This window comes from uncultured Campylobacter sp., from assembly GCF_938045205.1.
GTDB lineage: Bacteria > Campylobacterota > Campylobacteria > Campylobacterales > Campylobacteraceae > Campylobacter_B.
This window is the reverse complement of sequence record NZ_CALIMY010000159.1, coordinates 34,140-56,274: the sequence shown is the minus strand read 5'-3', so window position 1 is coordinate 56,274 and position 22,135 is coordinate 34,140. Positions and strand designations below refer to the sequence as shown.

The 22,135-nt window shown below is 47.4% G+C and carries 27 protein-coding genes and 1 pseudogene; 1 reads left to right on the top strand and 27 read right to left on the bottom strand.

The features are described 5' to 3' along the window. Positions 1 to 3: 3 nt before the first annotated feature. From Q0198_RS09910 to infA, 14 genes are all read right to left on the bottom strand, one after another. Positions 4 to 855, bottom strand: a complete 852-nt coding sequence (locus Q0198_RS09910; protein ID WP_297897617.1) for a polyprenyl synthetase family protein — start codon at positions 853 to 855, stop codon at positions 4 to 6. A gap of 591 nt (positions 856 to 1,446) precedes the next feature. Next, complete coding sequence (locus Q0198_RS09905; RefSeq protein ID WP_297880275.1) at positions 1,447 to 1,776, bottom strand: YbaB/EbfC family nucleoid-associated protein; 330 nt, start codon at positions 1,774 to 1,776, stop codon at positions 1,447 to 1,449. Positions 1,777 to 1,778: 2 nt separating this feature from the next. Continuing rightward, complete coding sequence (gene panD / locus Q0198_RS09900) at positions 1,779 to 2,126, bottom strand: aspartate 1-decarboxylase (protein ID WP_297897614.1); 348 nt, start codon at positions 2,124 to 2,126, stop codon at positions 1,779 to 1,781. A 16-nt stretch (positions 2,127 to 2,142) separates the two neighbouring features. Then, on the bottom strand, positions 2,143 to 3,453 hold the full coding sequence (locus Q0198_RS09895; RefSeq protein WP_297897611.1) for a UDP-N-acetylmuramoyl-L-alanyl-D-glutamate--2,6-diaminopimelate ligase: 1,311 nt from the start codon (positions 3,451 to 3,453) through the stop codon (positions 2,143 to 2,145). Continuing rightward, entirely contained in the window at positions 3,431 to 3,979 is a 549-nt protein-coding gene (locus tag Q0198_RS09890) for a histidine kinase (RefSeq protein WP_297897608.1), read from the bottom strand. Before Q0198_RS09890 ends, Q0198_RS09895 begins: the two co-directional genes overlap by 23 nt. Continuing rightward, the gene (locus Q0198_RS09885) at positions 3,969 to 4,235 is read right to left on the bottom strand and encodes a NifU family protein (protein WP_297897605.1); all 267 of its coding nucleotides are present in this window, start codon (positions 4,233 to 4,235) and stop codon (positions 3,969 to 3,971) included. Before Q0198_RS09885 ends, Q0198_RS09890 begins: the two co-directional genes overlap by 11 nt. Positions 4,236 to 4,744: 509 nt before the next feature. After that, on the bottom strand, positions 4,745 to 5,305 hold the full coding sequence (locus Q0198_RS09880; RefSeq protein ID WP_297897602.1) for a L,D-transpeptidase family protein: 561 nt from the start codon (positions 5,303 to 5,305) through the stop codon (positions 4,745 to 4,747). 30 nt (positions 5,306 to 5,335) lie between these two features. Beyond that, the gene (gene rplQ / locus Q0198_RS09875; protein WP_297897599.1) at positions 5,336 to 5,692 is read right to left on the bottom strand and encodes a 50S ribosomal protein L17; all 357 of its coding nucleotides are present in this window, start codon (positions 5,690 to 5,692) and stop codon (positions 5,336 to 5,338) included. Then, on the bottom strand, positions 5,693 to 6,718 hold the full coding sequence (locus tag Q0198_RS09870; RefSeq protein ID WP_297897596.1) for a DNA-directed RNA polymerase subunit alpha: 1,026 nt from the start codon (positions 6,716 to 6,718) through the stop codon (positions 5,693 to 5,695). An 11-nt stretch (positions 6,719 to 6,729) separates the two neighbouring features. After that, positions 6,730 to 7,356: a 30S ribosomal protein S4 gene (rpsD, locus tag Q0198_RS09865; protein WP_005869858.1), complete on the bottom strand. Its 627-nt coding sequence runs from the start codon at positions 7,354 to 7,356 to the stop codon at positions 6,730 to 6,732. 18 nt (positions 7,357 to 7,374) lie between these two features. Then, on the bottom strand, positions 7,375 to 7,767 hold the full coding sequence (gene rpsK / locus Q0198_RS09860) for a 30S ribosomal protein S11 (RefSeq protein ID WP_177387174.1): 393 nt from the start codon (positions 7,765 to 7,767) through the stop codon (positions 7,375 to 7,377). Between the two features lie 10 nt (positions 7,768 to 7,777). Continuing rightward, positions 7,778 to 8,146, bottom strand: a complete 369-nt coding sequence (rpsM, locus tag Q0198_RS09855; RefSeq protein WP_005869856.1) for a 30S ribosomal protein S13 — start codon at positions 8,144 to 8,146, stop codon at positions 7,778 to 7,780. Positions 8,147 to 8,149: 3 nt separating this feature from the next. After that, complete coding sequence (gene rpmJ, locus Q0198_RS09850; protein ID WP_005869855.1) at positions 8,150 to 8,263, bottom strand: 50S ribosomal protein L36; 114 nt, start codon at positions 8,261 to 8,263, stop codon at positions 8,150 to 8,152. A 172-nt stretch (positions 8,264 to 8,435) separates the two neighbouring features. Further along, the gene (infA, locus tag Q0198_RS09845; RefSeq protein ID WP_005869854.1) at positions 8,436 to 8,654 is read right to left on the bottom strand and encodes a translation initiation factor IF-1; all 219 of its coding nucleotides are present in this window, start codon (positions 8,652 to 8,654) and stop codon (positions 8,436 to 8,438) included. Between the two features lie 186 nt (positions 8,655 to 8,840). On the opposite strand from infA, the gene Q0198_RS09840 reads away from it, so the two are divergent. Further along, positions 8,841 to 9,713 (top strand): neutral zinc metallopeptidase, encoded by an 873-nt coding sequence (locus Q0198_RS09840; RefSeq protein WP_297897593.1) that lies wholly within the window; start codon positions 8,841 to 8,843, stop codon positions 9,711 to 9,713. A 252-nt stretch (positions 9,714 to 9,965) separates the two neighbouring features. Here the strand turns inward: Q0198_RS09840 and Q0198_RS09835 are convergent, their stop codons facing one another. From Q0198_RS09835 to Q0198_RS09775, 13 genes and pseudogenes are all read right to left on the bottom strand, one after another. Beyond that, a complete protein-coding gene (locus Q0198_RS09835; protein ID WP_297897591.1) occupies positions 9,966 to 11,684 on the bottom strand; it encodes an AAA family ATPase in 1,719 nt (572 codons plus the stop codon). Beyond that, complete coding sequence (locus Q0198_RS09830) at positions 11,677 to 12,189, bottom strand: hypothetical protein (RefSeq protein ID WP_297897588.1); 513 nt, start codon at positions 12,187 to 12,189, stop codon at positions 11,677 to 11,679. Before Q0198_RS09830 ends, Q0198_RS09835 begins: the two co-directional genes overlap by 8 nt. 177 nt (positions 12,190 to 12,366) lie before the next feature. Continuing rightward, positions 12,367 to 12,894 (bottom strand): hypothetical protein, encoded by a 528-nt coding sequence (locus Q0198_RS09825; RefSeq protein ID WP_297897586.1) that lies wholly within the window; start codon positions 12,892 to 12,894, stop codon positions 12,367 to 12,369. Between the two features lie 121 nt (positions 12,895 to 13,015). Beyond that, positions 13,016 to 13,615, bottom strand: coding sequence for a hypothetical protein (locus tag Q0198_RS09820; RefSeq protein ID WP_297897583.1), 600 nt, complete (start codon positions 13,613 to 13,615; stop codon positions 13,016 to 13,018). Between the two features lie 124 nt (positions 13,616 to 13,739). After that, positions 13,740 to 14,630, bottom strand: coding sequence for an NTF2 fold immunity protein (locus Q0198_RS09815; protein ID WP_297897581.1), 891 nt, complete (start codon positions 14,628 to 14,630; stop codon positions 13,740 to 13,742). 121 nt (positions 14,631 to 14,751) lie between these two features. Then, complete coding sequence (locus tag Q0198_RS09810; RefSeq protein WP_297897578.1) at positions 14,752 to 15,732, bottom strand: hypothetical protein; 981 nt, start codon at positions 15,730 to 15,732, stop codon at positions 14,752 to 14,754. A gap of 106 nt (positions 15,733 to 15,838) precedes the next feature. Further along, positions 15,839 to 16,513, bottom strand: a complete 675-nt coding sequence (locus tag Q0198_RS09805; RefSeq protein WP_366112068.1) for a phosphoribosyl-ATP diphosphatase — start codon at positions 16,511 to 16,513, stop codon at positions 15,839 to 15,841. Continuing rightward, positions 16,505 to 16,825, bottom strand: a pseudogene (gene hisI, locus Q0198_RS09800) (phosphoribosyl-AMP cyclohydrolase); the annotation flags it as partial. The pseudogene hisI and the gene Q0198_RS09805, both read right to left, overlap by 9 nt. 291 nt (positions 16,826 to 17,116) lie before the next feature. After that, the gene (locus tag Q0198_RS09795) at positions 17,117 to 18,196 is read right to left on the bottom strand and encodes an SPFH domain-containing protein (protein WP_297897575.1); all 1,080 of its coding nucleotides are present in this window, start codon (positions 18,194 to 18,196) and stop codon (positions 17,117 to 17,119) included. Between the two features lie 8 nt (positions 18,197 to 18,204). After that, positions 18,205 to 19,131, bottom strand: a complete 927-nt coding sequence (locus Q0198_RS09790) for a branched-chain amino acid transaminase (protein ID WP_297897572.1) — start codon at positions 19,129 to 19,131, stop codon at positions 18,205 to 18,207. A 478-nt stretch (positions 19,132 to 19,609) separates the two neighbouring features. Continuing rightward, on the bottom strand, positions 19,610 to 20,734 hold the full coding sequence (locus Q0198_RS09785) for a phospholipase A (protein ID WP_297897569.1): 1,125 nt from the start codon (positions 20,732 to 20,734) through the stop codon (positions 19,610 to 19,612). Further along, entirely contained in the window at positions 20,724 to 21,269 is a 546-nt protein-coding gene (locus Q0198_RS09780) for a molybdenum cofactor guanylyltransferase (protein WP_297897566.1), read from the bottom strand. The genes Q0198_RS09785 and Q0198_RS09780 overlap by 11 nt, the downstream gene beginning before the upstream one ends. An 81-nt stretch (positions 21,270 to 21,350) precedes the next feature. Further along, positions 21,351 to 22,127, bottom strand: a complete 777-nt coding sequence (locus Q0198_RS09775; RefSeq protein WP_297897563.1) for a hypothetical protein — start codon at positions 22,125 to 22,127, stop codon at positions 21,351 to 21,353. Positions 22,128 to 22,135 lie beyond the last annotated feature (8 nt).

Below are 22,135 nucleotides of genomic sequence, written 5' to 3'. Positions count from 1 at the left end.
TTTTCATCCTTTCAGGTATTTTTCTATCAAATTTAAAACCAAATCGCGTAGGCTCGCATCATAGCCGCTCATCGCGCCGCTTACCTCATCTATTAGGCGCTGCTTGTAGCTCCTCGCACCCGCAAGACCTAGTAAATTTACGAAGGAATTTTTCGCGCCGTCCGCTCCTACGGGCTTACCTGCACTTACCTCGTCGCTCGTGGCGTCGATGATATCATCCTCGATCTGAAATATGAGACCTAGCTTTAGTCCGATTTTATAAAGCTCATGCGCGAGCTTGTCCTTTAGCCCGCCGATTATGGCGCCTAGCTCAAACGCCGCTGCAATCAGCGCGCCCGTTTTGTGCAGATGCAAAAACTCAAGCTCGCTTTGTTTTAACGGGCTGTTTTCAAAATGACAATCGATCGCCTGACCCAGCACCATGCCGCTGCTGCCTGCGTTTCGTGCTAGAGTTTTAATGCATTTTATCTTAATCTCGTCGCTTAGGTTCGCGCTCGCGGCGATCAAAAACGCGTCTGTATTTAGCGCATCGCCCACCAAAATTGCCGTGACTTCGTCGTATTTTTTATGCAGGCTCGGCCGTCCGCGGCGCAGATCCGCATCATCCATCGCGGGCAGATCGTCGTGGATAAGCGAGTAGGTGTGGATCATCTCAAGCGCCATCGCGATCGCCAGCGCGCCCTCAAAGCGCCGCTCATCCACCACCGAGACGACGCCTAGTAGCAGCTGTGCGCGAAAGTGCTTACCGCCCGCCTGCAGCATGTAATTGAGCGCCTCCTCGAAATACGGATGAAAGCTCGGCGCCTTCAGTTCGTTGCGCTTCAAGTAATCTTTAAATCTTTCTAAAATATCCATCGATCCTACCTTGCGGTTTTGATTTGCTCTGCTTAGGCGCGCCCTTGACGAATGCAAATTCGCGCCCTTCGAATACCTTTTCGTCGCGCAACTTAGACTTTGCTGTCGCGAGCCGTTTGTACGTCGCGTAGAAGTAATCATACCGCTTAAAATTTTAAATTTTAATTTCCCTAGCTTTACGCAGTGCGCGAGGCGAAGGATGCTCCGCTTTTTTGAGCCGCATCTTGTGCTCATTTACTCGCGGATGTCGCACAACGGCTCGCCTTGCTTTGTATTTAAGCTGCGCTAGCTAAATTTTACTTTGCGCCGCAGCTTAGCAGCTCGCCGAAATTTTAGAATTTGCCCTCGTGCCACCCGTTAAATTTGACCGATTTGCTAAGGTTGAAATTTAATAACCTAGCGTCAAATCAAGCGAGCCGTGCTTTATGCAAACCGTATCGCCACAAAATCTAAATTTAACGCCGCCTTATAAAATCGGGCTTCATTTAGTTCGCTATAGAAGCCGCTCGCTCCGTAAAATCCAAACCGCTCGCCAGGCGGGAAGTAGTCGCCCTCTCTAAAAAGCCTATTTTCACCATTTTTGAACTACGCTTAGCCCTTATTGCCAAGCAGATCACCCAATCCGCCGAGCCCTCCTAGCATGGACGCTGCGGCGCCTTTCTTTTCATTTTCGACGAGTTTTATCGCGTCGCCTATCGCCGAAATTAGCAGGATCTGCAAGCTCTCTTTGTCATTAAAAAGGCTATCGTCGATGCTCAGATCGAGCACCTCGCCCGCGCCGTTTAGCCTGATGGCGACCATGCCCGCGCCCGATTTTACGGTAAATTCCTTGCGCGCATTCTCCTCCTCGATCTGCTTAGCCTTGGCCTGCATCTGATCGAGCATCTGCCCCATTTTTGAAAAATCCATTCCCTCAAACATCTTTACTCCGTTATTTGGTTTTTTTCGTTTACTTGCACGATTTTAGGCTTGAAGCTTCTCGCTTTTTTGGCGCTCATCTGTGCGTAAGCCACGATGATGACGATGTCGCCGACGCATACTTTGCGCGCGGCCGCGCCGTTTAGGCAGATCTCGCCTTTTTTATCGCCGCGGATCACGTAGGTAGCGAAGCGCTCGCCGTTATTGACGTTTAGGATCTCGACTTTTTGGTACTCGCAAAGCCCCGCAGCCTCGATGAGCTCGGGTCCGATCGTAATAGAGCCTACGTAGTTTAGGTTGGCGTCCGTCACGCGCGCACGGTGGATTTTGCTTGATAAAATTTCGATTTTCATCGGCCGTCCTTTAAATTTAGTCTAAATTTGACTCGCCTTGCGCCGCGACTAGCTCGCTCACGACCTGTTTGTCGCTGAAAGGATGCTTCACGCCCTTGATCTCTTGGTAGGTCTCGTCGCCCTTACCCAAAATAGCGATCATCTCGCCGTTTTTGGCAAGATCTAGCGCACGCGCGATAGCCTCTTTGCGATCCGCGATCTTTAAAATTTTATCTTTTCGGCGCATCCCCGCGCAAATTTGCTTGATGATCTCATCCGGATCCTCGCTACGCGGATTATCGCTCGTGACGATGCAGATTTTAGCAAAGTGCTCGGCGATGGCGCCCATTTTCGGACGCTTGCCATGGTCGCGATCGCCTCCCGCGCCGAAAACCGCGATGATCTCGCCGCTTGCACGCAGCGCGTTTAGCACCTTTTCGATACCGTCTGGGGTATGGGCGAAATCGACGATCACAAGCGGGTTTTTATTTACGATCTGCACGCGACCCTCGACGCCGCCGAAGTTTGCCAGGGCTTTTGCGATCTTTTCATTCGGCAGCTTGGTTAGAATTTTAACCGCCGCAAACGCCGCGGTAAGGTTATAGAGATTAAACTCGCCGATGAGATCGCTTTGAAGCTGCGTATTATCGCCGTTTGGGGTGCGCACGAGTGCGTCGATACCGCCCTTTAGTCCGTATCCGCTTACGCCGAAGCTTGCGGCATTTTTGATGCCGTAGGTAAGGGCGTTTGCGGGATTAAATTTAATGTACCCGTCATCGGCGTTTATGAGTTTTGGCGCGTCGTCTGCGAAAAACGAGCTCTTGACCGCCGCGTATTCTTGCATGCTGCCATGATAATCGAGATGATCTTGGCTCAAATTCGTAAAAATTTTAAGCGCAAAATTTAGCCCTTCTATGCGGTTTTGCGCGATTGCGTGCGAGCTAACCTCCATGACGAAATACTCGCAGCCCTGCTTGCTGGCTTTGCAAAGATAGCTCATCGTCTTAAAAACTGAGCTCGTCGTAAGCCCCTTCTCATCGATCCTGCGCTCATTTATAAAGGCGCCGCGCGTGCCGCTTAGACCGCAACTAAAGCCTAGATCCAGCAGCGTCGAGTAGATCGCTGCTGCGGTCGTGGTTTTGCCGTTCGTACCGGTGATGCCTACGATTTTGATGCGCGGATCGATCTTTAAAAGCTCCTTTGCTTGCGCGATAGAGATGATCTGCGCTCCTTTTTGCGCCGCTTCAGGTGCAAATTTAGCGTTCGCGCTCGTGTGCATAAAAAAGCAGCCCGCCTCGCACTCGGCGGAGTTGTCGGTGATAAAGCTATTTTCGAGTCGTATTTTCATGATTTTTGATTTTTTGCATTAGCGCTTCGAAGCGCTCATCGCCTGCATACGCGGCAGCCGAGCTCTCGACGTAATTAAGCCCCATTTCGTAGTAGCCGTTTTCTATCAAATTTTCTAAAAATTCTATCATCTCGGTTTTGTCCGAAATGGCGATTTTAGAGGAAAAAATGATCGATTCAAAGGCGTCTTTAAAGCCTCTTTGGCCTACCGCGCGCATAAAATCGGCATAAGCTATAACGGCGATCTCATCCTCGGCGCCGGGTTCGGAGGCTGCTTCGTTCGCGATCTTTTCGTTGATGGAGTTTAAAATTTTAAAAAGCTCCGCGGTTTGAGTTTTGGGGCTGAGGTTGTAAAAATCAAAGAGCATAAGCGCCTCTTCGCGGTCTGCCAGCGCGGTCTGGCAAAGCTCAAGCAAAAATAGAATTTCCTCCTTGCCGCTTTTTTCGTATGCGAGCGAAAAATACAGCTTTGCAAGTTCGAATTCTCCGCGCGAAAAGGCCTTTAGCCCCAGTTTTTTATAGTTCAAACTCTTCGCCTTCGGGGATGTTTACGACGCTAAGCTCGGGGTGAATATCCATGCGAAGCTGGCGCTCGACGCCGTATTTTAGGGTCTGCGCACTTGCAGCGCAGCCGTGGCAATGCCCGGTAAGGCGGACATAGACGACGCCGTTTTTTATGCCTAAAAGCTTCATGTCGCCGCCGTCGTTTTGAAGCATTGGACGGATTAGCTCCAAGCTGCCTTGTACCGGAGTTAAAAGCTCTTCATCGCTAAATGGTATCATTAAAATTCCTTGTTTTGATTTTGGCGAATTATATCCAAAAGCGATAAAAAAAGGCTTATCGGGGATGAAATTTAATCCAAAATTTTGCGCGAGGACGCGGATTTCGCGTAATGGCTCGCAAAGAATTTTATACGGCGCGAACGGCGAGCCGCGATTTTAAAATTTTATCGATTCGGCAAGGATGAAACTCGCAAATCATCGGGCTTGCGTATATTTAAATTTAGACTATTTGCGTTATAAATTTGGGATAAAATTTTAGTTCGGTTGAGGGCTAAATTTGAAAAGGAATTTTGTTTGAGCGGTAGGTAAAATTTAAAGCAAAATGCCTAAATTTAATTAGGATAAATGCCGATACGATTAAATTTTTAGAAAAACAATCCTGCTTTTAATCACAAATTTCGCGACTACAAAAGCCTGGACGACGAATATTATTTTAAAGCTCGTAGATGAAATTTGCGCTATGTTTTATATCGATCGCGGCTGTGAAATTTTAGCGCGGGCGTGTGCAATCACGGCAAAATTTCTATCGGTGTGCCGATTTTTACATGCTCAAAAAGCTCGTCCATATCGTCATTGACGAGCGCTATGCAGCCCTCCGTCCAGTCGCCGAACGCCGCGATACTCTGCCCTAGGTAGCTAAATTTATTCGGTAGCCCGTGGATTTTGATATCGCCGCCTGCGCTCTTACCGAGGGATTTTGCGTGCGCTACGTCGGCTTTGTTCGGATAGGAGATGCCTAAATTTAGATGATACGCCGAGTTTGGATTTTTGCCGTTTATGGTGTAGTTGCCCTCCGGGGTTTTGCCGTCGCCTTGAACCTCTTTATGTCCTTCGGGCTCGCGTCCGAGGGCGATTTTGTAGCTTTTCGCGATGCCTTTTGAGGTCAAAATTTCAAGAATTCGTTTGGATTTATAGACGCGAATTTTAGCGATTTGCTCGCCGTCCAATGCCTGCTTTAGCGGAATCTCGGAGTTAATCGTTTCGATATTTTTATAGCTAAGATAATTGTCCAATGCCCACGCTAGGGCCGCAGCGATGATAACAAGCGGAAGTAAAATTTTAAATTTCATAGAAGAAATTTCGGGAGTGATCCCGAAATTTTATTTGTTGATTAGCTCGATATAAGCCATCTCTGCGGCGTCGCCCTTGCGTAGGCGAGTTCTGAGGATGCGAGTGTAGCCGCCGTTTACGCCTGCGTATTTTGGAGCGATCTCGGTGACTAGCTTATTTGTCGCAGCCTTATCCTGAAGCGCCGCGAAAACAAATCTATGCGCCTCGCTGTCGCCTTTTCGCGCGCGAGTGATCAGCTTCTCGGCATAGCTTCTTAGCTCTTTTGCCTTAGGAAGCGTAGTTTCGATCTTGCCGCTAGTAACTAAAGCGATGGTTAAATTTTTAAGCAGGGCGGCACGGTGAGACGAGGTACGCCCTAGCTTCCTATATCCGTGATTATGTCTCATTTATTGTCCTTCATTCTTTTGTCTTTGAGCCTTCAGCTCATCGAGCTTGCGTTTTAGCTGCTCTTTTTTATCGCCGAGCTCTTGGTTGCCGATAGGATAACCGATCTCCTCCATTACGGCCTTGATCTCCTCGAGCGATTTTTTGCCTAAATTTTTAAGGTCTTTAAGCTCGCTCTCCTCCATAATCGCTAGCTCGCCGATAAATCTAATATCCGCGCGATCCAGGCAGTTGAAGCTTCGTGCGCTTAGGCTTAGATTGCTAACGCTCTCGAAAAGCTTTGCAAACTCGGAATTTGCGGGGATCGCTCTACCGAAAGTATCCGCAGCACTGATATTTACGATGCCTTTGAAAACCGCCAGCTGCTGATACATCGCCTCAAGCGCGTTTTTAAACGCATCTATCGCGCTGATCTGACCGTCGGTAGTGATCGTAAAGATCACCTTTTCGTAGTCGGGATTATCCTCTACGAATACGTTTTCGATATCGTAAACGGCCTTGGTTACTGGGGTAAAAAACGCATCCAGCGCGATAAAATCAGCATCTAAATTTTCTCTGATCTCTTCGCTTGGGACGTAGCCGATACCCTTTTCGATGATGAGCGTAAATTTAAGATCGGCATCCTCGTTTATCGTAGCTAGATAAGCGCTTGGATTTACGATCTCTACGGCGTCGTTATTTAGGTCGCTGCCGTAAATTTCTTTAGGTCCTTTGAAGCTGTATTCTACGACCTCGCGCAGGGAATCGCCCTTGATTTTAAACCTTAAGCCTTTTAAATTTATGATAAAAGCCGCCATATCCTCGAGCATACCGCGCATGCTGTCGAATTCGTGGCTTACGCCTTCGATTTTAACCGCAGTCGGCGCGAAACCGACCGTGCTCGTATAAAGTAGCCTTCGTAAAGGATGAGCTAGAGTGACGGCATATCCCGTTTCAAAGGGATATGCTATGATTTTAGCAACATTTTCGCTGACATTCTCAACCTTTATTTCAGTTGGCATATGAGCTGATGTTGTGATTTTTCTCATATTAGCACCTACTATTTCGAGTAAAGCTCTACGATAAATCTTTCCTCTACAGGAATAACAACTTCTTCTCTCTCCGGAACTCTAGAAAAAATTCCGTATCTTTTCTCTTTTTCTACATCGACCCACGCTACGATGCCGGTCTGTGCAGTAAGATCCAGCGCTCTTGAAATTTGCGGGTTATTTTTACTTTTTTCGATCACTTCGATCTTTTGTCCTGCGCGGACGCTGTATGAAGGGATATCGACGCGCTTGCCGTCTACTAAAATGTGTCCGTGCGTAACTAGCTGGCGTGCAAAGCGTCTAGTCGTAGCAAAGCCCATGCGGTAAACGACATTATCTAGCCTCTGCTCTAAAAGCTGAACCAAGATCGCTCCGGTGTTACCCTCTCTGCGAGCTGCTTCGGCAAATAGTCTGCGGAACTGCTTCTCGCTTACGCCGTACATAAATTTAGCCTTTTGTTTCTCGCGAAGCTGTGAGCCGTATTCGCTTAGTTTGGCGCGTCTTTGTCCGTGCTGACCCGGAGCGTAAGGGCGTTTTAAAAGTGCGCTCTTGCCCGCAAGCCTTCTCTCGCCTTTCATAAATAGATCGACGCCGAGCCTTCTTTCTAATTTTTCAACCGGTCCTGTATATCTAGCCATAAATTTCTCCTTTTATAATTACACGCGACGTCGTTTAGGCGGTCTGCAACCGTTGTGCGCAAGAGGAGTGATATCTTTGAAATACGTAACTTTAATCCCTTCTACGCTACCTACGCTTTTAACGGCGGTCTCGCGTCCACTTCCCGGACCCTGAACCTTGACGCCTACCTCTTTGATGCCGTGCTCTTTGGCTTTGTTTAGCGCGTCCTCGACGGCTTGTTGCGCCGCATAAGGGGTGGATTTTTTGCTGCCTTTAAAATTTAAAGCGCCCGCACTGCTCCACGCGATCGCGTTGCCCATCTCGTCCGTTACGGTAATCATAGTGTTGTTAAACGTAGCGGAGATGTAAACTATGCCTTTGGCGATATTTTTTCTGACGGTTTTTTTCTTAACTACTTTTTTTTGTGCCATATCTCAATCCTTATTTAGCTGCCGCGCCGACGGTTTTGCGTTTGCCTTTTCTGGTTCTGGCGTTCGTTTTTGTTTTTTGACCGCGAACAGGAAGGCCCTTTCTGTGTCTTAAGCCGCGATAGCCGCCCAAGTCCATAAGCGCTTTTATATCCATAGCCACTTGTTTGCGAAGATCACCTTCGACCATATAGTGTTCTTGGATCTCTTTTCTGATAGCGGCGGCTTCATCTTCGCTCAGATCGGCGACTCTTTTATCGTAAGAAATTCCTGCCGCATCGAGAATTTTTCTCGACGTAAATAAACCTATACCGTAGATATAAGTTAGTCCGTATTCAATCCTTTTTTTCTTTGGTAGATCTACACCTGCGATACGAGCCATAACTTATCCTTGTCTTTGTTTATGTTTTGGATTTTCACAAATAACGTGAACAACACCTTTGCGCTTGACAATTTTACATTTGTCGCACATTTTCTTAACGGATGGACGAACTTTCATTCCACTCTCCTAAAATTTTCTCCACTTTAAATGCAAACTGCACCTAGGTTTAATGAAATTTCAAAAGCGAAAGTATCAAACCAACTGTTTTCAAAATAGTGGGGATTTTGAAAACACTTCTTCCTACAGTTTAGTCGCAAAATCGCGAGTATATCTAAATTTAACTTTATCCTTACTTATAGCGGTAGGTGATCCTGCCTTTATCGAGGCTGTAAGGGGTCAGCTCAACTTTTACGCGATCGCCCGGCATTATCTTGATGTAGTGCATCCGCATCTTGCCCGCGATATGGCATAAAATCACGTGTTTGTTGTCCAGCTCGACCTTAAAAGTCGCGTTCGGCAGCGCTTCTATGACGTTGCCGTCGATCTCTATGACGTCGTCTTTTGCCACAAATTCTCCTTTCTTTTAAATTTAAAAAGGGCGATTATATAGAATTTAAAATTTTAAACAGCTTAAAAGAAATTTAAAATAAGCAAAATTTCAGATTTATTTCGCTACGCGCAGTATTTTGCAAAAGCAAGGCGGCGCTCCTTTTAAAATTTTAGTATAATGGCTCAAAAATTTTAAAGGAAAAACATGAAATGGCAAGACGGCAGACGAAGCTCAAACGTGGAGGATGACCGCTCAAGCAGCATGCATACGAGCTCGGGCTCGCTTGGGATGCTGATCCCGCTCATCAGGTTTTTGCTCGGCTCAAAGATCGGGCGCATAGTGCTTGTAATCGGCGTCGTAGCGTATTTTATGGGCTACAACCCTTTGGCGCTTTTAGACGGAGGCGCCAGTACGCAGAGAGAGCCGACGGACAGCCCGCAGGAGCAAGAAAAGCTCGCCTTCGTCTCGGCGGTGCTGGCTCAAACCGAGGACGTTTGGGGCGAGATATTTAAAAGTGCGGGCGCGCGTTACGAGGAACCAGGGCTTCGGCTTTTCCGCGATCAAATCGCAAGCGGCTGCGGCTTTGCGAGCGCGCAGACGGGACCTTTTTATTGCCCGAGGGACCATAAAATTTATCTCGATCTTAGCTTTTTTGACGAGCTTGCGAACAAATACAAAGCGGGCGGCGACTTCGCGCAGGCCTACGTCATCGCGCACGAAGTAGGGCATCACGTTCAAAATTTAGTCGGCACGCTGGAGCAGATCAATGCTCTAAAAAGGCGCGCTCGCAGCGAAGCCGAGCAAAACGCGCTTCAGGTCAAAGTCGAGCTACAGGCGGACTGCTACGCGGGGGTCTGGGCGCACTATCTCGCAAAAACAGGGCGCGTGCTGGAGGCGGGCGACATCGACGAGGCGCTAAATGCCGCCAGCGCGATCGGCGACGATACGCTGCAACGCAAATTTAGCGGTCGCGTCGTGCCCGATTCCTTCACGCACGGCACCTCGGCACAGCGCAAAGAGTGGTTTAAAAAGGGCTTAGCAGGCGGAATCCTAAAGGCTTGCTCGTTTGAGCCGTAAAGCGCGATATGCAAATTTAACGTGGGGCGAGACGAGACACTATATGACACACACTTGTGTGTAGTACAATATGAAATTTTATTCGCTACATATGTGAGTTCTACGATATCACGAGTTTTGACGTGTGATCGCCTACGGCGATAGCAGAGGTGACAAGGAGATGTTGGAGTTTGCCGACGAGGCGCATTATAGGGTGTTTGAGTGAAAAAAAGGAAAAGCCAAGACAAAAAAAGAGATCTTGGCTTTTAGTGGCTAAAATGTTGACAGGTAGTTGAACAGCTCAAAGAACTTGTCTTTGGTTTCTTCGTCTATTTTGATTTTGCCTTGCTCGACTTCATTTTTAAATTTGCTTGACATATCGCTTGATTTTGCATTCATTTCAAATTCATTCCTTAGCTCGGCACTAAAAAAATCTTCTATTTCTTTAAAATTTGGATATTTTTCTTTAAATTGTTCATTGATCGGTATTACTATAAATTTATCGTCATTTAACTGTATCATAGCTTGCCCCGCCTTGTCGCCATCTACTAAAAGTAGCGCTCTGCCGTCTTTTGCCGTTCTGGCTAGCGTTTTTAGTTCATTTGCTATTTTTTCTTGAGTAGGCGTAGCAACTGTATTTCTACTATTTTTAGTTTTATTATCCACCTTACCAAGTCCGCTTATCGGTAAAAACAGTAACTTCTCCTCGCTGTTTCGCTCTTTTTCGTACAAAAAATTCATAGCCGTTAGGTAGTTATAGTCTGTTATTCCCTCGACAAATATAAGCTTATCATTATATCCCACCAGACTAAGATATCCTGTGCCGAGACTTCTTTTTATTTCAGCTAAGGTGTCAGCTTCGTGATCTGGTATGATAGAAAAATCATTTATGATCGTGGAGCCTTTGTTATCGGATTTTACTATCTTTATCTCGTCAAGATGGCGAATATCTAAAATATGATTTGAGTGAGTAGAAACGATAAAGGTTATACCGTGTTTTTGTCCAAATTCTTTTAAAAATTGACGAATATCTTTTTGGGCTGGTATGCTTAGGTGATTTTCTACCTCATCTATTAACACTATATCGCCATTTCTTACGTTGTCTTGGTGTAAAAAATTAAAAAATAAGTTGAAAAATTTTTTGAAGCCAATACTTTGCTCACTTAGGCTTATAGGTTCACCGTTTTTGGTTATACCCAATGAAATACTTTCAGCTTCAAATATCACTTCAAATTCATAAATTTCATTATTTACGGTTTTATAATATACCTCATTAAATCTTTTATTTAAGGCATTTTTTATACGTTCGTTTATATCTTTTTCAGCTCTTTTATAAAAACTAGAGGTTCCTTTTTCTCTAGATTTTTCATAGGAGGTTTGTACCCTGGCTATTTCTACATTGGTGGCCTTAAATAGTGCTTGAAAAAAATGACTATTTGCTATGCTGCTGGGCTTTGTTTGCAAGTCTAAATTTTTAATTTCCTTTTCTTGATAAAAAAATATATTTGGCATTTTTCCATCATCTTTTTTAGTTTTATCCATAGCTATAAGGTCGGATGGAATTTTTCTTTTTCTATTGTCATAGGGGTTTATTGATTCATAATATATATCGGAAACATCCTTATCTTCGCAAGAAGTTACGATAAATCTATAGATATTATCTTTATTTGGCTTCTTGTATATTTTTGATTCATTTTCCCGATGATCTTTTAATTCTTTTGTATTATCAAAATTTTCCATTATAACACCAGTGCATTCTTTGGATATTTGCACATATTCGATACTTGCCTTCCCTGCAGTGTCAAAGAAATTTGGCTCATCACCTTTATTTATAGCTCTGCTTTGTAAAGCATATATGGCAGAAAGCACATTGCTTTTACCGACGTTATTTTCGCCTAAAAGGACTATTAGCCCACCATCTTGCGGTATTTTTAGCTCCGCAGGCGCATCTATTCCTATATTTCTATAGTTTGAGATACTGATTTTACGCATTTTTTTCTCCTTTGATATTTAGCTTAAATCCGAGCGCATTATAAAATTGCTTTAATGCTTCCAGTTTTTTATCATTATCATCGCTTAGCTCTTTTTTTCGAGACCTATTATTTGATGTTATTATTTTTTCACATTCGAGTAAATAACTTAAAATGGGATCGAAAATATCGACTTGAGTTAACTTTTCTATGAAATTTACCTTCACTTCGTTGTCCTTTTTTAGTAAATTTGTGATTTGTTGTTTTTTATCTTCGTTGCTTTGATTTTCTGGCATCGATATATTGTTTAATATAAACGATATGGCATCCATTTTATTAATGTCATTTTGGCATACATAGTCAAAAAATCTCAAAATTTTAGAGTCAAATTTATCTCTTTGTCCGATTTCGTATAGCTCTATAAATTTATAAGCCGTAGGGCGGGAAATTTTTAAAAGCTCCGCTAAATCCACCAATCGCAAATCTATCTCTTTTAATCGCTCTCTTAGCAGCTGTCTTTTTACCATTGTCGCCTCTTTAATTTTTTAGAATCATAGCTTATTTTATATAAAATGTCAATATATATTTTACATATTATGTAAAATATATATTATTAAAAGTTTAAAGAATTTAATAATATAATTAAATCAAGATAAGGTTAAAGCAGTTATACTAAGCTTAAAATTATCCAAGTAAATTCTACGTTATACAAAACAAGAAAGCGGATATTTTGCGGCGTTTTTGTTCGTGAGTGCGGCAAGGACTAGGGCGATAAACTCGTCGAAGTTTTGCGCGATGATCGAGACGTCTTCGTAGATCGGTTCCGCGCCGAATACGATCTTGCCTGCGTCCGCGCCCTGCGTGAGGATGCCTGCGAAGCAGCGTTCGCCCCTGACCGAAAACAAAAACGGCAAGCACCCGCTCCAAAACGCGCTCACGGCGGCTCTTTCCGTATCGTTAGCCGCGCACTCCAGGCTGTCTTTTTCAAAATCTTCGTAGCAAAATTCCGCCTCGTCTGCGCTCGGTGACGCATAATCCCTAGCGGATACGAACCAAACGGCGTCCGCAGCGTCATGCAAAGTCTCAAAAGAGCAAACGAAGCGGTAAAAATCTTCGCTTAAATTTTTAAATTTGCCGCCTAAAAATTCGCTTTGCGGCGGGCAAATTTCATCCCTGCGCCGCATCTGCCAGCCGTTTTGCGCGAGCGCGTCTATAAGTTCGTCAAAAATCATCTCGCCTCCCGTAATTTGGCGCCGATTATAGCATTTTACTCGGCGCAGCGACTAAATGCGGCTAAATTTATAAAATTTTGCCTGCCAGCCGCGCATAAAAAGAGAAATTTTATAAATTCGGCTAAAAATAAAATGACGTTTCCAAATCGCCGCTAAATTTAGGCTCGGCAGAGGGTGTAAGCCGCAGATGAAAAACGGGCGTATCGCTTAAAATAGACGTATCGCCGAGGGGAGTGGGCGCACCGCTAAAATTTGTGCCTCGGTATCCGCCTAAAATTTCCAAGCGGTACCGACCGCGCTTTACGCGAAAACTCAGGCTGTTTTGCTCGCTAATGCAGCTCATATCTTTAAAATAGCCGATGCCTGCGATCTTTAGCGTGCCCGAGGAGTGAAAAACCCAGCCGCGAGAGATGATTTTCGCTTCGTTTTGTGCGAATATCTCCTCGCTCGCCTCGCCCACGGTAACCGCAAAATCGTAATAATCGCTGCGGACGCCCGATATCGGCACCGCGATACCCTCTTCTGTGACCGCGCCCCCGTGCTCGGTCTGCGTAAAATAGGCAAGAACATCGCCGCTCGCAAGCCCGTGCTCATCCAGATAGCGCGCGAGTAGCGCGGGCTCGTACACCACGAAGCCGCCCAGCTCGGAGAAAATTCGCCTTTTCATTCGCACCTTTCTTTGATCGCCGTGCGCGTCGTACGCAGAAATTTTACCGCTCATTTGCCCTCTTTATCTTTGTTTTTGCAGCGCCGATGAAATTTTATCACAGTGCCCGCGGCAGGCTAAATTTTATCTCTGCGATCGCGCCGAGAATGAAATTTAAACCCCGTTTTGCGCTCAAATTTTACAGCCCGCAGTTTTTGCCGTCCATGCCTTGGCATCTGTCTACGAGCCAGCGCCCGTCCTTACGCACGAGTAGGAAGCGTCGCGCAAAGCCATGTTTGTCCTTGGCGTAGATGTAAATTTTATTTTTGCTCTCGCATTCGGCGTCCGTTAGCTCGTACCCACCGTAGGTGCCGCCCTGCATCATCGAAAACGAGATGCCCTCGGGGCGGAAGCCGCTGCGCCTAACGGGCGTACAGTAGCGCGCAAAGAGCTCATCGCATCTGCGCTGCACCTCGCCGTCGTCCAGATCATCAATTCGCGATGTGGCAAATTTCTCCCATTCGCTCATCGCTGCAAAAAACGCGAGCAGCGCATCGCGCGCCGCCGCCAGGTCATATGGATCAAGCTTCTTTTTGCTCTTTGCGACGTCTCTTTGCGCCTGCTCAAACTCCGCAATCTGCTCCTTGCTAAACTGCCCGCCGTCTAGATAAAACTGGATTTTCGTATCCGCTACGGCTAGTAGCCCCGCAAAGCTCACGCGCGAATTGATTAGGCGTAGTGATTTTAGCTTCGGGATTTGCACGATCGCTTTTAGCCCCTCGTCCGTGATGCTGACGTTTTCGATACCGATGTGCTCGAGCTTAGCGTGTGCCGCAAAGTATCTAAAGCCCTCGCCGCTTATCTTATCGCTATCTTGCAAAAACAGATACGCAAGCTTCGGCAGCGTGGCTAGATGCTGTAGTGCCGCGTCCGTAATCGACGTGGCTATAAAGCCCATATTTACGAGGCTTTTTACCTCGCAGATGCGGCGCACCATCTTGTCGCTTAGCGCGACATTTTCGTAGTGATGGCCTTTGCAGTAGCGCTCGCTAACCGCGTCCAAAGCCTCCTGCATCGTGATCTGCCTCATTAGCTATCCTTTAAATTTGATTTTAAAATTTTAGTGAAATTTTATGATTTGCGCAAGCGCTTAAATTTACGCGCGGATTTGCACGCCGTCGATGTGTTTTGAGACGCCGCGCCGACGAGCGCTAAATTTCAGCCGCCGTCCACTCGCCTAAAATTTTACCAAAATCCTCTATCGTCGCGGCGAAATCATACTTAAGCCTGCTTTGCTTTTGCGCGATCTGCTTTAGCGCCGTCAAAAAATACTCGCCCATCTTTCGCTTTTGCTCCATGGGCGCTAGCTCGCTAAACTCGCGCTCGAAATGTATCAGCGCGCCCGTTTTGCCCGTGTCTTTTCTAAACGGCGAATACTCAAATCTATTTCGCAAAAAGTAGCCGCCCGCCCGCCGCTCCTCCTCGCTCATCATCTCGCACAGTAGCTCCCAGGCGCGCTGCGAGCTTAGGCGCGGCTTATCGGGCGCGATGATGTAGTTTGTTTTGCAGCCGTCATCCGAGAAGCTAAATGCGCACGATAGCTTTATGTAGTTGATCGCGCAGCCGTAAATTTCGGGGCGCATTTTGGCATTAAGCGCCGGTTGTAGATCCGCAAAGAGGCTTTCTATCACGGCGCGCGAGTTTTCGTAGCAGTTGCTGATAGCGCGCGTGATGCGGACTGGATTTTTGGCTATCCAGTTGCGCTGGCTGTTTAATTTGACGTCTTGTATGTCCTCTTTTACTGGGCGCGAGAGCGTTTTGCCCGCCGCGTCCGGGCTTTCGTGAAAAAACGTATCGCCGTCTTGCATCGTAAGCCCCGTTTTGCGTTTCGACCACATAGCTTCTACAAAGCGCGCCTCGCCGTGCGCATTTAAAAAATAGGTCATCGCATAGCCGTTGTAAAATTTCCCGCGCAGCGCCTCCAAGCTCTCGCGCTCGCCCCAGCCTACGATCGCTAGGCATTCGCAAATTTTAACGGCCCTGTTCCACTCGCTAGCGTTTTTATAAAAGGCGTAGCGGTCAAATTCGCCCAGCAGCCGCTCGCGGATTAAAATTTGATCCTGGGCGCGCAGAAAAATTTCTAGTTCGGCGAGGTTTTCTATCTCATAAATTCGCTCTAAAATTTCGTTCATTTTCGACCCTTAATTTGCGTTCGCAGCGTAAAATCGCCTCCGAGTTTTATGGCTCGCTTCAGGCGCGCTTTGCTCTAAATAAACTCGCGGTCGCCGCAAGGCAGAATTAGCTTTTTTCGCGGCTGCGCTTTTCCTCGATGCCGCTTTGCCCTTGCCTGCGCGCTAGTTCGTCAAGTAGGGCGTCTGGATGGATATTGTGCGCCGCAAGTGCGAGCAGAAGGTGAAATAAAAGATCCGCTCCCTCGTAAATCACGTCGTATCGCGGCTCGCCCGCTCTGTGCTCGCCGAAGCTTTCGTGCGCTACGTCCGCATAAAGCTCGCTGCGCGAGAGGTCCTTGCACGCCAGCGCGAACTCGCACGCCTCCTCGGCAATCTTTTTGAGATAGGCGTTTTCGCCCTTCGCATAAAGCGAGGCGACGTAGGATAGCGCGGACTCACCGTTTAGCTTGCGATCCAAGCAGACGTGATAAATTTCGTCCAAAATGCCGTACGGGCTTTTTTCTGTAGAGTTTTTTAGCGCATAATTTTGCGAGACGGCGTATAAATTTTGCTCGCTGCACTCTGCGGCGGAATTCGTCGCGATGAAATTTGCCGCCGTAAAATTTTGTGTCGCAGAGCTTTGCCGATCGCAATAGGCAGTGGAATTTTGAGGCATAAAATTTTGCCCTGCGCGGGAATTCGCGGAATTTTTCTGCGCGAGAGAGGCTGCAGAGCCGTGCTCTGCGAAATTTATCGCGCCGCAAGCGCTCGAGCTCCCCACATTTTCGCCGCATTTTTGCAGCGAAATCTCTTTGAAAAAACAGCTTCGCGCGCCCGTGTGGCAGGCGGATCCGCCGCATTGCTCGATTTTAAGCAGCAGCGCGTCGTTGTCGCAGTCCAAAAAGGCGGATTTTACGAGCTGAACGTGCCCGCTCTCTTCCCCCTTTTTCCAGATGCGCCCCTTGCTGCGCGAAAAGTAGTGCGCGTAGCCGGTACGCAGCGTCAGGCTTAGCGCCTCTTCGTTCATATACGCGAGCATCAAAACTGCGCCGTCGCCCGCGTCCTGCACGATCGCTGGGAGCAGCCCGCCTAATTTTTGCCAATCTACCTTCATCTTTGATCCTTAATTTGCGAAGTCGAGCGCCTTAAATTTAGCCGCCGCACGCGGAATTTGAGTTGTGAATTTACGAAGCGGCACGCCTCGCAAATTTAAAGGACAAATCTAGCGGCTAAATTTTAAGCGACCGCTGGGTTTAAACCGCGACGAACGCGAGTTTTGCTCATCGCGAGTTTTTGCATTCGCCGCTAAGCTTAACTCACAAAAACGTGAGTTAGACTTATGCGCTAGGAGCGACTTGCTATCAAATTTAGTTCGCGAAATCGGGGCGCATAACCGCCTGAAATTTTAATGTTCCCGCTCGATGGCGCTTTGCTTCGCCTTATCTTTCGTATCGACCCAGATATTAGGCACCGCACCGCCCGGCGTTAGGAAAATTTTCGCGTCGCTGTTTTCGCGCAACGCCTCGTTAAATTTAGCCTGCGTCTCGATCTGCTTGAGGCTTAAAAGATTTGCGTCCAAGCTCTTTGCGACCTCTTTGTTGGCGTAGGCTTGCGCGTCGGCTTCGATCTTAGCGGCATCGGCGCGACCTTGAGCCTCGATTTTAACGGCGTCTGCGTTACCTTTGGCAAGAGCAGCCTTTTTAAGCGCCTCTTGATTTGCGCGCTCGACCTCGTATTTGGTGCGCTCGGCCTCCTGTTTGGCGATCTGCACGCGCTCGATCTGCTCCTTTACCTTTGCGGGCAGGATGATCTCTCTAAGCTGCACGGCTAGCAGATCCACTGGCGAATTCGCCAGCGCTTCGATATTTTTGCGGATGCCGTCGTCGATCGCTTTAGCGATCTCGTCGCGTTTGGTAGGCAGCTCCTCGGCGGCATAGTTGCCGATGACGCTACGCACGACGTCCTTTACGCGCGGATCGATGATCTTATCCTCCCACAAAAAGCCCCACTCGGCGATCGTGTTGGGCGCCGTGGCTTCATTGAGCCTGTATTGCACGGTGATGTCGATGCTGACGGGCAAATTTCGCGAGTCTAGCACCGAAAGCGAGTTTTTACTAATGATACCGCCCGCGGTGCCGCTTTTAGTAGCGATACCCACGCTCATATCTTCGCTGCTAGTGTAGTTGATGATACGCGTACGAGTATCTACGACGAATACGTCCTGTATGAACGGCACGAAAAAGTGAAGTCCCGCGCCAAGAGGCGTCGGATCGTATTTGCCTAAATTTGACTTGATCCCCACCTCACCCGATTGGATCGTGACGAAGGGTTTTGAGATCACGAGCAGCGCGATTATCGCGATTATCGCGTAAATCACGCCGCTAAACTTACCCATTCCTCCAAAATTAGGAATTTTAAAATTTAAATTCCCGCCTTTTTTGTCGCTATTTTTCTTATTAAAATAATCATTCAAATCCGCTGGCATGCGCGTCCTTATTTAACGTATGTGAGCCAGTGCTCAAATTTGGGGTCTTTGCCCGTGACTACCGCGAAATACACCTTTTGCAAGCGGCTCGTGACCTCGCCCATCTCGCCCTTGCCGATGATCCTGCCGTCGATGTTGCTAATCGGCGTGACCTCCGCGGCGGTGCCGGTAAAAAACGCCTCATCCGCGGCATAGAGCTGATCGCGAGCGATGCGCTCTCTGCGGACCTCGTAACCCAGGCTGCACGCGATTTCGATAACCGAGTTTTGAGTGATGCTCTCTAAGCTGGTGTCGTTCGGCGGAGTGATGATGAGCCCATCTTTTACGATAAATAGGCACTCGCCCGGTCCCTCTGCGACGAAGCCCTGAGGATCGAGCAGTATCGCCTCATCGTATCCCGCATCGACCGCTTCGAAATTTGCCATCTGCGAGTTAAAATAATTCGCGCTCGCTTTGGCTTTTGCCATCATCGAAAATTGCGCCGGCTTCATCCACGATGAAATTTTGGCTTTAATCCCTTTGCGTAACGCCTCTTCGCCCATATACGCGCCCCATTGCCACGCTGCGACGATGACGTTTACCGAGCAGTCCTTGGACGAAACGCCCATCGAGCCGTAGCCGAAGTACGCAAGCGGGCGAATATATACGGTCTGATCGAAGCGGTTTTTCGCGACGACGTCGATCTGGGCCTGACGAAGCTGCTCGAAGCTAAACGGAAGCTTGATTAGACAGAGTTTTGCCGAAATTTCAAGCCTGCGAGTGTGCTCGTCTAGGCGAAAAATCGCGTAGCCTTTGTCGGTCTTATAAGCGCGTACGCCCTCAAATACGGCGTTTCCGTAGTGCAAAGAGTGCGTCAAAACGTGGGTAGTGGCCTCCGCCCATGGGATTAGCTTGCCGTCTTTCCAGATGAGCTCGGCCTCTTGAATTTGTGCCATTTTTTGATCCTTTTGTTTAAAATTTAATCTGCGATTTTAGCTAAAATAATATTAATTTCTAAGAAATTCTATCGGTTGGGCATCCGGTGCGGCAGGCGAAATTCCGTCCGCAAAATTTAAGGCGATTTGCACCGCTAAATTTTGCTTTTTAAAATTTAGCGGCGCGGAGTAAAGAGCTGCGAATTTCAGATTTCGTGCAGATAAAATTCCGCGCCGTTTGGCTAGCGCGTGAAATTTTATGCGGGCACGGAGGAAAAGGCACGGCGAGGATAGAATCCCATCCTCCGTATCTATGCAGCGGATAAAATTTTACCCGAGTAATAGTCGCGAATAAATTTTACGCTCGTGCCGTAGAATAAAATTTCACAGATAAAATTTCAAAAGCAAATTTTATCGAGATCTTCGTAGGATCAGCAAATTTACCCTACCGCGAATAAAATTTTGCCGCAGAATTTCAAGCTTTTTCTAGACTCGCCTCTTAAAATTCTACGAACGAAAGCCCGATGCCGATCTTATTGACGCTGCGTTTGTAATCCGAGAGGCTCTCGCCGTAGCCGTTGAAGTAGCGCAGATAGCCGTAAAATCCGCTATTAAAGATCGGAAAGCTGTAGTTCAGCTCGATCGCGCCGCGGTTACTGCCGTCAAAATGTAGGTTATTTCGCCACAGAGCGCTAAGTCGCTGCTTGCCGAAGGTGTATGATGCGCGCAGATCGCCGTAGCCCATATAATCCGCTATGTCCTCGTTCGTGCGGTCCAGCCAAAAGGCATACCAGGCTCTGGGGGTGATCGAAAATCCGCCCGCACTCCACGTGCTTTGCGCGTAGAGCCTATTCCACGAGCGCGATTCTGCGCCGCCTTTGCCGTTTGACTCATGCAGAGCACCTATTTTTAGCTCATCTGCAAACGGTACCGGCGCGCTAACGTATAGCTCGGGGCGATAGTTGCTTTCGCGAAAGGGGGCGCTATCCTGCGTGATCTGCCACCAGGAATTTTGCGCGTAAGCGAATGAAATTTTCTCTCCAAGTCCCAGCGCGTCGTATGTGATCGGGCGCTCGAAGCTAAACTCAAAATGCAGCTCATCCGCCTTACGATCGGGCTTTTTGCTGAAATCGTGGGTGAAAAGCATATAGATCGGCTCGTAGTATTTAAGCCCTAAAAATCCGAAATTTCGGCTATTTTGCTCGCCTTGCGGCGCGGAATCCAACGCAGCGGAATTCTGCGAGAGCGAGGCGGAATTCGATGATTCTAAATTTGACGCAGAGCCTGACGCAGCCGAGCCTGCGTCTGTGAAATTTGACGAAGTGGGTTTCGGCGCGGAGGAATTTTGTGCGAAAGAATTTTGCGACTCAGCGGAGTTTAAAACGGCGATATCGTCGTGCGAAGCGCGGTTTTCTGCGGACGAGGTAGAATTTTCTGCGACTTTTCGGCGCGACTTTTCGCCCCTTTCCGCCAGACTTACCGCGGCGATCTTTTTGTAATAGATCATCGCGTTTTTGTAATCGCCCTTGGCCTCGTATTCGCTAGCCTTTGCGTATAGTTCGGAGAGATCTTGCGCGGCTAGACTCATGGCGCAAAGCGCGAGCGCTAAAGCTTTAAATTTCATATACGCCCTTTAAATCGTTTTGATAATTTATATTTAAAAACTGCTCTTTATTTTTGAAATTTAGCACTTTGGAATTTGCAGATCCAATGAGCGCACCGATCTTGTGCTCTTTCGCGCGGTAGAGCTCAAGCGCGCGCGGCGCGAGAGCTGCGTCAAAAAATCCGCACAGGCTATGTCTGTGCGCCTCGTCGCCCGCTACGCAAATTTGCCCCTCTTGCTCGCTAAGAGCGCGAATGGTGGAAATTTCTACAAAAGGCATGTCGGCGGGGATGATAAAAATGCGCTCGCCTCTAAAGGGCTTTAGCGCCGAATACAGCGCGCCCATCGGCGAAAATTCCTCAAATTCGTCGTAGATCATAGGAAGCGGCGGGTTAAATTTAGAGGTTTTGGCGCAGGCGAAAACCCGCTCAAACTCGCGGTTTAAGCGCGAAAAAAGAAAGTGCGTCATGCTGGGATGCCCGCGGAATGGAAACAGCGTTTTATCGCTGCCGAAACGCGAGCTTTTACCGCCGCAGAGAATGACGCAGGTTTTCATAGAAATTTCACCGGCTTTCATCGATTTTATCGCGGCGAAATTTTAAATTTGAAAGTAAAATTTACAAAAAGCACGGGCATATCAGTCTTTTTGCATATATTTGGCTTTGCCAAGGGCGTTGTTTGCGATGAATTGATAAAGGCTCGGCGCCTGAAGCTTGGCTAACTCGGGGTATTTGGCTTTAAGCGTCTTCCAGATATCATAGACTCGCATACCGCTTGCGTAAAGCTTCATAATCTCGCTAAAATGCGGATCATAAAGGCTCGGCTTTTTATACAGCGAGAGTTTGCGGTCGGTATCCAGCACTGCGTTTGCCTCGATAAAAGCTGCCAGATCGCGCTCGCTTACTTTGGCAAAATCCTTTTCGTAATGAGCTTTCATATATTTTAAAATTTCTTTATTGCTAACGCCTTGGAAATGCATTTTCTTGATCTCGAAGCGATATGCGTATAAGAAATCCTCGCTTTTTTTGGCGGTTGCGCGAAGTCTTGTTTTTTCATCTTTGAACGTCACGGAGATGAAGTGCGTAAGCCCGGGTGCAGTAACGGCGTTTTTGAACGCTTCGTCCTCCTCGCCGATCTTTTTTAAGATCGCCTTGACGGTGTAGCCCTCGGCAATAAGGTTTGAAATTTTATCTTTATAAGGTTTGTAGTCGAATCGCACGCGCCTAAAGCCCGTCTCGACACTGATTTTTTTATAGATCCTCGCATGCTCTCTAGATGTAAAATACCTCGATTTCAGCCCTTTGCGGAGTTGTTCGGCAACCGCGGTAAAATCGTCATAATCGGCTATAGACGCGATTAATTCCTTTTCGTTTACGACCCTGCCGTTAACGACCGCGATGGTAATGACCTTCATATTTTCTC